We start from the raw sequence: 2,111 nt of genomic DNA on the forward strand, positions 1-2,111 counted from the left end.
ATGTCCGGCAGGACAGAGGGGGGCGCCGTAGAGTAAAGACCTTGGCGAAGACCTCAGGTTCAAACGGCTCCAGCGATGACCCATACTCCTCTGCCGCCACGACACCGGGCCAATGCAAAATCGATGCGTCGCGTCATGACCGATGCCGAACCGAAGCTCTGGAACGAGCTTCGCGCACACCGGTTGATGGGACTTGGTTTCCGTAGGCAGTTTCCGATAGCAGGCTATATCGTCGACTTCGCTTGCCCGGAGAAAAGGCTTCTTGTCGAGGTCGACGGCTCGCAGCATGGCGATGGCGGCGTTGCCGAGGCTGATGCGCTGAGAACGAGACGTCTCGAAGAGGATGGCTGGACCGTCTTGCGGTTCTGGAACGACGATGTGATCCGCGACATCGACAATGTCTGCCAGCACATTGTTATCGTCGCGGATTTGGCTGATCCGACCTGAGAGGCTGGCGGGACAGCGCCCCCCTCTGTCCTGCCGGACATCTCCCCCACTAGGGGGGGAGATTAGCAGTTTCGGCGTCGGCTCCCTTCTATCAGAGCGCTAAAACAAAAACGCCGCCGTCGCCGGATCAGGTCCGGTGCGACCGTCGGCGGAATCCAGGCCACGGATGGTCTGCATATCGTCCTCGTCGAGCTCGAAACCGAAGACGTCGAAATTGCCGGCGATGCGCTCCTCATGGATCGACTTCGGGATGACGATCAGCCCTTCCTGCAAATGCCAGCGGATGATCACCTGCGCCACCGACTTGCCGTGCTTCTTCGCCAGGTTCTCCAGTGTCGGGTCGGAAAGCAGCCGGCCGCTACCCAGCGGGCTCCAGCTCTCGATATGGATGTTGTGCTTCTTGTGGAAATCGCGCTTGTCGCGCTGCTGGAAGCGCGGATGCAGCTCGATCTGGTTGACGACGGGCGTCACGCCGGTCTCGCCGATGATGCGCTCCAGATGATCCTGGTTGAAGTTGGAGACGCCGACCGACTTGATGCGACCGGCCTGCTGCAGCTCGACCAGCGTCTTCCAGGCCTCGACATATTTGTTTTGGGTAGGCACCGGCCAATGGATCAGGAAAAGATCGATCCGGTCGATGCCGAGTTTTTGCATCGTGTCGTCGAAGGCGCGCAATGCCGCGTCGCGCTGATGCGCGCCGTTGCGCAGCTTGGAGGTGATGAAGAGCTCGTTCCTCGGCACGCCCGCCGCGCGGATCGCCTCGCCGACGCCTTCCTCGTTGCGGTAGCCCTCGGCGGTGTCGATCAGCCGGTAGCCGGCCTCGATCCCCCAGCGCACGACCTTGGCGGTGATGTCCGGATCGACCTGCCACACGCCGAGCCCGATCTGCGGGATGGTCGAGCCGTCGTTCAATGTCAGCTGTTCGGGCATGGGAGATTCCTTTTGGGAGGGAGCGTGGTGTACGGGACGGGTGGTGCCGACTATTTAGGCCGCGGGTTGAGGAATACCAGTCGCATAGAGAAGATGGCGCGACGCCGAAGCTGCCAATCTCCCCCTCGTGGGGGAGATGTCCGGCAGGACAGAGGGGGCGCCGTAGAGTAGAAACGCAGGTGAACCTGCCTCGGTCTGATGCACCCATGCCCATACACCAGTCCCACCTCGACATCGCGCCAACGCGAAATCGATGCGCAAAGTCATGACCGATGCTGAACTGAAGCTCTGAACGAGCTCCGTGGCCACCGGCTGATGGGCCTCGGCTTTCGCAGGCAGTTTCCGATCGCAGGCTACATCGTCGACTTCGCGTGTCCTCAGAAGAAGCTGATCGTGGAAGTGGATGGATCGCAGCATGCCGACAACGCCATTCCTGACGAGACCAGAACCAGGCGCCTGGAGCAGGATGGCTGGATGGTCCTCCGGTTCTGGAACGACGACGTCATCCGAGACATCGAATGTCTGCCAGCATACTGTTATTGCCGCTGGGTTGGCTTGTCCGACTTGAGATGCTGGCGGGACAGCGCCCCCCTCTGTCCTGCCGGACATCTCCCCCACGAGGGGGGAGATTGGCAGCTTCGCCGCCGGCTTCACCCACAGCCGAGAAGGAGGAGCGCTACCCTCTCGCCCCGAACCGCAGCCCATCCATCAAGAGCTTCACCAGCCGTCCGGAC

2 protein-coding genes and 1 pseudogene are annotated in these 2,111 nt (G+C 61.6%); 2 read left to right on the forward strand and 1 reads right to left on the reverse strand.

Going from position 1 to position 2,111, the window contains the following annotated elements:
• Nucleotides 1–75 precede the first annotated feature (75 nt).
• Nucleotides 76–447, forward strand: coding sequence for an endonuclease domain-containing protein (locus EOA27_RS33400; protein ID WP_127258406.1), 372 nt, complete (start codon nt 76–78; stop codon nt 445–447).
• Nucleotides 448–546: 99 nt separating this feature from the next.
• Here EOA27_RS33400 and EOA27_RS33405 read toward each other — a convergent pair whose 3' ends face one another.
• A complete protein-coding gene (locus tag EOA27_RS33405; protein ID WP_126083355.1) occupies nt 547–1,377 on the reverse strand; it encodes an aldo/keto reductase in 831 nt (276 codons plus the stop codon).
• A gap of 253 nt (nt 1,378–1,630) precedes the next feature.
• Between EOA27_RS33405 and EOA27_RS33410 the strand changes: the two are divergent.
• A pseudogene (locus EOA27_RS33410) lies at nt 1,631–1,945 on the forward strand (endonuclease domain-containing protein).
• Nucleotides 1,946–2,111 lie beyond the last annotated feature (166 nt).

Origin of the sequence: Mesorhizobium sp. M2A.F.Ca.ET.037.01.1.1 (assembly GCF_003998075.1) — a bacterium.
Lineage (GTDB): Bacteria > Pseudomonadota > Alphaproteobacteria > Rhizobiales > Rhizobiaceae > Mesorhizobium.

What these genes read in the sequence shown, in the direction of transcription:
- EOA27_RS33400 (WP_127258406.1), top strand. Translation starts at nt 76, where the DNA reads ATGACCCATACTCCTCTGCCGCCACGACACCGGGCCAATGCAAAATCG.
- EOA27_RS33405 (WP_126083355.1), bottom strand. Translation starts at nt 1,377, where the DNA reads ATGCCCGAACAGCTGACATTGAACGACGGCTCGACCATCCCGCAGATC.